At 66.7% G+C, this 6,810-nt stretch carries 7 protein-coding genes; 4 read left to right on the forward strand and 3 right to left on the reverse strand.

Annotated features, from left to right (window positions below; all coding sequences use genetic code 11):
• Window positions 1–200: 200 nt before the first annotated feature.
• A complete protein-coding gene (rpsU, locus tag RT662_RS14230) occupies window positions 201–407 on the reverse strand; it encodes a 30S ribosomal protein S21 (RefSeq protein WP_022680769.1) in 207 nt (68 codons plus the stop codon).
• 210 nt (window positions 408–617) lie between these two features.
• On the opposite strand from rpsU, the gene RT662_RS14235 reads away from it, so the two are divergent.
• The 3 genes from RT662_RS14235 (at window position 618) to feoB (ending at window position 3,434) form a co-directional block, all read left to right on the forward strand.
• A complete protein-coding gene (locus RT662_RS14235) occupies window positions 618–1,256 on the forward strand; it encodes a COQ9 family protein (protein ID WP_313671356.1) in 639 nt (212 codons plus the stop codon).
• Between the two features lie 61 nt (window positions 1,257–1,317).
• On the forward strand, window positions 1,318–1,572 hold the full coding sequence (locus tag RT662_RS14240; RefSeq protein ID WP_029131578.1) for a ferrous iron transport protein A: 255 nt from the start codon (window positions 1,318–1,320) through the stop codon (window positions 1,570–1,572).
• Complete coding sequence (feoB, locus tag RT662_RS14245; protein ID WP_313671357.1) at window positions 1,569–3,434, forward strand: ferrous iron transport protein B; 1,866 nt, start codon at window positions 1,569–1,571, stop codon at window positions 3,432–3,434. Before RT662_RS14240 ends, feoB begins: the two co-directional genes overlap by 4 nt.
• Here the strand turns inward: feoB and RT662_RS14250 are convergent.
• Window positions 3,400–4,737, reverse strand: coding sequence for an APC family permease (locus RT662_RS14250; RefSeq protein WP_313671358.1), 1,338 nt, complete (start codon window positions 4,735–4,737; stop codon window positions 3,400–3,402). The two genes, feoB and RT662_RS14250, sit on opposite strands and share 35 nt — an antisense overlap.
• A gap of 52 nt (window positions 4,738–4,789) precedes the next feature.
• Window positions 4,790–5,245: a nucleoside deaminase gene (locus tag RT662_RS14255; RefSeq protein ID WP_313671359.1), complete on the reverse strand. Its 456-nt coding sequence runs from the start codon at window positions 5,243–5,245 to the stop codon at window positions 4,790–4,792.
• 46 nt (window positions 5,246–5,291) lie between these two features.
• Here RT662_RS14255 and acs point away from each other — a divergent pair.
• A partial coding sequence (acs, locus tag RT662_RS14260; protein WP_313671360.1) for an acetate--CoA ligase occupies window positions 5,292–6,810 on the forward strand: 1,519 nt, incomplete at its 3' end.

Raw genomic sequence — 6,810 nt, forward strand, 5'->3', positions numbered from 1 at the left:
CACGACGGCGCCTGCCGCCAGCCACTTGCCGATGCCGACACCACCGGCGTTATTGGTTGCCTGACCTGACATATGTGCCTCAAAACCCAAAAATTGCTGGCGCCTGCGGAACGCTTGCATGTGCGCAGCGCTTACATGGCGAGGGCCGGGCAGAGGGTCAACCCTGCCCGGCCCTCAGCCGCGATTCACCGTGGGACGTCTTATTTGACGCCGTCACGTTCCATGCGCTTGCGGTCCATCTTGCGGGCGCGGCGGACGGCAGCAGCCTTTTCACGGGCGCGCTTTTCCGACGGCTTCTCGTAATGCCGGCGCAGCTTCATTTCGCGATAAACGCCTTCGCGCTGCAGCTTCTTCTTCAGGGCGCGAAGGGCCTGATCGACGTTGTTATCGCGAACCAGAATTTGCATGAGGTGCCGTCACTCCATTTTCAGTCGGGGGCAGCGGCCCCATATTCGGGTTTGTTCAAGAAATACGGATAGTCACCGAGTCGCCCCGATGACAGAGGCGTGGCCGATAGCAGATGCCCGATGGGCCTGCAAGCGGGGCGGCAAGCAGGGCTAACCCCGCGACGCAATATCGACTGTGAAGCGCCGCCCGGCCACGCTATGAAGATCGCCATGACGCAGGACATCCCGCTGGCCGAACTGGCCCCCCGCCTGGTGCAGGCGATGCTGCCGCACGTGCCCTATGACGGCTGGAGCGAAACCGCGCTGGCCGCCGCCGCGCGGGACGCTGGTATCGATGCCGACATCGCTGCGCTGGCGCTGCCCAATGCCGAAGCCATGCTCATCGCCTGGACCACCTTGGTGAATGCGAACATGGCCGAAGCCATGGCAAGCGCGCACAATCTGAAGATTCGGGACCGCATCCGCATGGCGCTGGTCACCAGACTGGAAACCGGTGACCGCGAAGTGACGCGCCGCGCGCTCAGCCTGCTCGCTCAGCCGCAACACGCCGCGCTGTCGGCCAAGCTGCTGTGGCAGGCCGCCGATGCCATGTGGCGCGCCGCTGGCGATACCGCGACCGACTATAATCATTACACCAAGCGGCTGATCCTTTCCGGCATCTATTCCGCCACCTTGCTGCACTGGACGCAGGATGATTCGGAGGATTTTGCCGCCACGAGGCGCTTCATCGATCGCCGCATCGATGGCGTGATGCGCTTTGAAAAGGCCAAGGCCAAGCTCACCGGCATGGCGGGCAAGCTGCCCGATCCGGCGCGCTTCCTCGGCCGCCTGCGCTACCCGGCGGTTTAACGCTGGCGCCCCGCGCGCAATATTGATAACGGTTCGCAACTTTCGCGACCGGACCATCCGCTTGACCACTTCCGCCCTTCATCGCCCGATCGACGCGCTGGCCGTGGGCGAAGTGGCGTTGATCGCCGCCATCGATCGCGCCGGGCTGGATCCCGGCACGGCCCAGCGCCTGTGCGAACTCGGCTTTGATGAAGGCGTCGACGTGGAGATCTTGCACCGCGCCCCGTTCGGCGGCGATCCGCTGGCGGTGCGGGTGGGCAACATGGTGGTGGCACTGCGCCGCGACATGGCCCGCCTGATCGAGGTGGAGCCATGAGCGCGCCGGTGTCCATCACGCGCCAACCGGTGGTGGCGCTGGTCGGCAATCCCAATGCCGGCAAGACCAGCCTGTTCAACGCGCTCACCGGCAGCCGGCAGAAAGTGGGCAATTATCCCGGCGTCACCGTGGAACGCAAAGCCGGCCGCCTCGCCCTGCCCGATGGCCGCAGCGCCGAATTGATCGATCTGCCCGGCACCTACAGCCTGTCCCCGCGCTCTCCCGACGAAGCCGTGACCCGCGATGCCATCTTCGGCCGTATCGCCGGCGAACGGCCGCTGGATGCGATCGTGGCGGTGGTGGACGCCACCAACTTGCGCAACCATCTGCGTTTCGTGCTGGAACTGAAGGCGCTGGGCCTGCCTTTGGTGGTGGCGCTGAACATGATCGATCTCGCCACGCGCGATGGCATCGGCATCGATTCGGCCCGGCTGGGCGCCCTGCTCGATCTGCCGGTGGTGGAAACGGTTGCGGTGCGCCGCAAGGGGCTGGAAGCCTTGGGTGCCGCACTCGCGGCCCGCATCGGCGATACGCCGCCCGCCCTGCCGCAGGAGCGCCCCAGCGACGTGCGCGCCCTGCAGAAACAGGCGCGCACGCTCTCCGTCGCCGTGCAAACCAGCACCGGCAGCGCCAAGGCCTGGTCGCAGCGCATCGATGCCGTGGTACTGCATCCGCTGGCCGGCCCGCTGCTGCTCGCCGCCGTGCTGTTCTTCATGTTCCAGGCCGTGTTCAGCTGGGCCGAAGCCCCGATGGGCTGGATTGAAGCCGGGGTGGCCGCACTGCAGGCCGAGCTGGCTTCTGCCCTGCCCGAAGGCTGGTTCCTGTCGCTGCTCAACGATGGCGTGCTCGCCGGGGTGGGCGCGGTGGTGGTGTTCCTGCCGCAGATCCTGATCCTGTTCCTGTTCATCATCACGCTGGAACAGACCGGTTACATGACCCGCGCCGCCTTCCTGATGGACCGGCTGATGGCACGCGTCGGCCTCAATGGCCGCGCCTTCATCCCGCTGCTCTCCAGCTTTGCCTGCGCCGTGCCCGGCATCATGGCCACCCGCACCATCGATTCGCCGCGCGACCGGCTCACCACCATATTGATCGCGCCGCTGATGACCTGTTCGGCACGCCTGCCGGTTTATGCCGTGGTGATCGGCGCCTTCATCCCGGCCCGCGATGCCGGCCCATTCGGCCTGCAAGGCCTGGTGCTGTTCGCGCTCTATCTGGCCGGCATATTGGGCGCGCTGGTTGCCGCCTTCGCCCTCAGGCGCACCGTCACCAAGGGCGCGGCACCCCCGTTCCTGATGGAGATGCCGAAATATCAGTGGCCGGCGCTGCGCGATGTTGGCCTTGGCCTCTATGGCCGCGCCACCGCCTTTCTGCAGCGGGCCGGCACCATCATCCTGGCTTCCACCGTCGTGCTGTGGGCCATGGCCAGTTGGCCCCAACCGCCGGCTGGGGGCACCAAGCCGCCCATTGAATACAGCCTCGCCGGCAAGATCGGGGCAGCGCTGGAACCGATCTTCGCCCCCATCGGCTTCAACAAGGAAATCGTCATCGCACTGGTGCCCGGCATGGCGGCGCGCGAAGTGGCCGTCTCCGCGCTCGGCACCGTCTATGCCCTCAACGACGTGTCAGAAGACAATGCCGGCAGCCTGATCGAGCGGCTGCGCAGCGCCTGGCCACTGCCCACGGCGCTGGCCTTCCTGGCGTGGTTCGTCTTCGCGCCGCAGTGCATTTCAACGCTGGCCATCACCCGCCGCGAAACCGCGAGCTGGCGCTGGCCGATCTTCATGTTCAGCTATTTGTTCGCCGCAGCCTATGTGGCGGCGGGCATCACTTACCATCTGGCGGTTGCAGCGGGGCTTTGAGAGCGAAGCGCACGCCCAGCCCAAGGCCCAGCATCCCGAAACTGATCGCGCTGCCCGTCCAGCCGACATAGCGCAGCGAGCTTTGCAGCACGAACAGGCACCCGCCGGTAAAGACCAGCGGCACCAGCGGGTAGAGCGGCACCAGGAACGGCCGATCCACGCCCGGCAAGCGGCGGCGCAGGATGATCAGCGCCGGGCCGGTCAATGACAGGAACAGCCAGAACACCGGCGACAGGAAATCCACCATCTGGGCAAAACCGGTGGAAAGCGAGCCCCACGCCACCAGGCACAGCGAAACGGCGCACTGGACCCAGATCGCCCGGCGCGGCACCCCGGCCACCTCCTCCCATGCCGCCAGCCGGCCCAGCGCCGGTTCATCGCCGGCCACGGCATAAAGCGTGCGGCCACCAACGATCACCAACGCGTTGACGATCGCCAGCGCCGCGATGCCGACGAAGATCACCATCGTCACCTGCCCGATCTGCCCGAAGGCGATGGCCATCAGTTGCGCCGCTGGTGCAGCACTCGCCGCCAGGCCAGCGCCGCCCAGGCCGGTGAGATAGGCCCAATTGGCCAGCAGATAGAGCGCCGTGACCACGCCCATGCCGCCCACCATCGCCAGCGTCATGTCGCGCGGCCTGCGCACTTCGGCGGACAAGGTGGCGGCGTCGTTGAAGCCGCCAAAGGCCAGCATGACGAACACCATTGCCTGCCCGAACGCGGCCGCGCCAAACGGCTGCGGCACCGGCGTGGGGGTGAGCGGCGGCGTGCCGGACGCGATCAGGCTGGCCGCCGCCACGCCCAACACCAGCAGCGCCAACACATCAGCCGTCACCAGCACGATCTGGCCGTTGGTGGACCTTTTGACCCCGGCAAGATTGAGTCCGGTCAGCACGACAATCGCCAGCCCCGCCACGCCGCCGCGCGCGATGCCGGAAAGTGGCACCAGCTCCGCCAGATAGTCCGCCGCCACAAAGGCCAGCATCGCCGCCGACGCCGAAAAAATCACCGCAAAGCGCGACCAGGCAAACAGGAAGCCGACCAGCGGCCCATAGGCGAGTTTCAGGAAACGATAGTCGCCGCCCGGATGCGGGAAGGCTGTCGCCAGTTCGGCATAAACCAGCGCGCCGCACAGCGCGAACAGCCCGCCCAGCCCCCATGCCATGAGCACCAACGCATCATTCTGCAGATTGGCCGCCACCAGGCTGGCCGAACGGAAAATGCCCGCGCCCACCACCATGCCGACGACGACGGACGCGGCGGCAAACGGCCCGAGGACACGGCGGGGAGCGGTGGTGGTCATGCTCGCAGCGTGGCCGGGCCATTGGCTGGCGGCAAGGGGGCAGTTCGCCCTGTCAACGCCGCCCGGCGAAGAAGTCCTTCAACAACGCCGCGCTTTCCGCTTCCGCCACGCCGGCCACCACTTCGGGCCGATGATGCGCCTGGGGATGGCTGAACACGCGGGCACCATGCTCAACCCCACCGGATTTGGGATCAGACGCGCCATAGACCACCCGTTCCAGCCGCGCTGCCGCGATGGCCGCCGCACACATGGCGCAAGGCTCCAGCGTGACAGTCAGCGTGCAGCCGATCAGCCGCTCGCTGCCCAGTGCCGCACAGGCGGCGCGGATGGCCAGCATCTCGGCATGGGCCGTCGGGTCGTTGAGCTCGCGGGTGCGGTTGCCAGTCTGCGCCAACACCTGGCCCGCTGCATCAGTGATCACCGCGCCCACCGGTACTTCGCCGCGCGCCGCCGCCGCGCGGGCTTCATCCAGCGCGCATGCCATCGCTTTGGAGGGGGGAAAGGCCATGCACAGCCTCTAGCGGCAAGCGGCGCCGCGGCCTAGTCTGGCGCGCATGAGCGACACACTCCACCCCGTCACCCCCGAAGCCCTCGCCATCACGCGCACCACGGCCGAGCAGTATCACGCCGCCCATGCCCAGAGCCTTGCCGATCCCGATGGCTTCTGGCGCAGCCAGATCGGCAGGCTGGATTGGTACAGGGCCCCCACCATCATGGGGAACTGGTCGTGGGACCCGGTCGACATCAAGTGGTTCGAAGATGGCGTCATCAACGCCAGCTGGAACTGCCTCGACCGCTGGGCCGACGCTGACCCCAAGCGCACCGCCATCATCTGGGAAGCCGATGATCCCAAGGCGGACGGTCGCCGCATCAGCTATGGCGAGCTGCGCGAAGAGGTGGCGCGCATGGCCAATGCGCTGGTGGCGCTGGGCGTCGACAAGGGCGACTGCGTCACCATCTACATGCCGATGATCCCCGAAGCGGCGATGGCGATGCTGGCCTGTGCGCGCATCGGTGCCGTGCATTCGGTGGTGTTTGGCGGCTTCTCCGCCGAAAGCCTCGCCGGCCGCATCGAGGACGCGCAAAGCCGCTTCATCATCACCGCCGACGAAGGCCGGCGCGGTGGCAAGCCCATTCCCTTGAAAGCCATCGCCGACCAAGCCTGCGACAAGGCCGAGGTCGCCGGCGTCAACGTCGAGGCCATGCTGGTCATCCGCCACACCGGCGGCCGCGTCGCCATGGTCGAAGACCGCGACCATTGGTGGCACGACATCCGGACCGATGTACCAGACACCTGCACGCCGGAACCGATGAACGCCGAAGATCCGCTGTTCATCCTCTACACCAGCGGTTCCACCGGCAAACCCAAGGGCGTGCTCCACTCCACTGCCGGTTATCTGCTGTGGGCCAATCTCACCTTTGAAACCGTGTTCGATTATCGCACCGGCGAGGTTTTCTGGTGCACGGCCGATGTCGGCTGGGTCACCGGGCACAGCTATATCGTCTATGGGCCACTCAGCGCCGGTGCCACCGTTCTGATGTTCGAAGGCATCCCCAGCTTCCCGGCCAACGACCGCTTCTGGCAGGTGATCGACAAGCACAAGGTCAACATCTTCTACACCGCCCCAACCGCGCTCAGGGCCATCATGCGCGACGGTGATGAGCCGGTGAACCGCCACGACCTGTCGTCCTTGCGCCTCCTCGGCACGGTGGGCGAACCGATCAACCCGGAGGCGTGGAACTGGTATCATCGCGTCGTCGGCAAGGGGCAGCTGCCCATCGTCGATACCTGGTGGCAGACCGAAACCGGCGGCGCCCTGATCACCCCGCTGCCCGGTGCCACGCCACTGAAGGCCGGCAGCGCGTCGTGGCCGTTCTTCGGCATCGAGCCGGCCCTGGTCGACACCGAAGGCACCATCATCCCCTGGGCACCGGGTGAGGACATCAGCGGCAACCTCGTCCTCCTGCGCAGTTGGCCCGGCCAGGCGCGCACGGTGTTCGGCGATCATGAACGCTTCACCCAAACCTATTTCACCACCTATCGCGGCCGCTATTTCACCGGCGACGGTGCGC

It is taken from the genome of Sandarakinorhabdus sp. (assembly GCF_032115815.1).
Taxonomy (GTDB): domain Bacteria; phylum Pseudomonadota; class Alphaproteobacteria; order Sphingomonadales; family Sphingomonadaceae; genus Sandarakinorhabdus.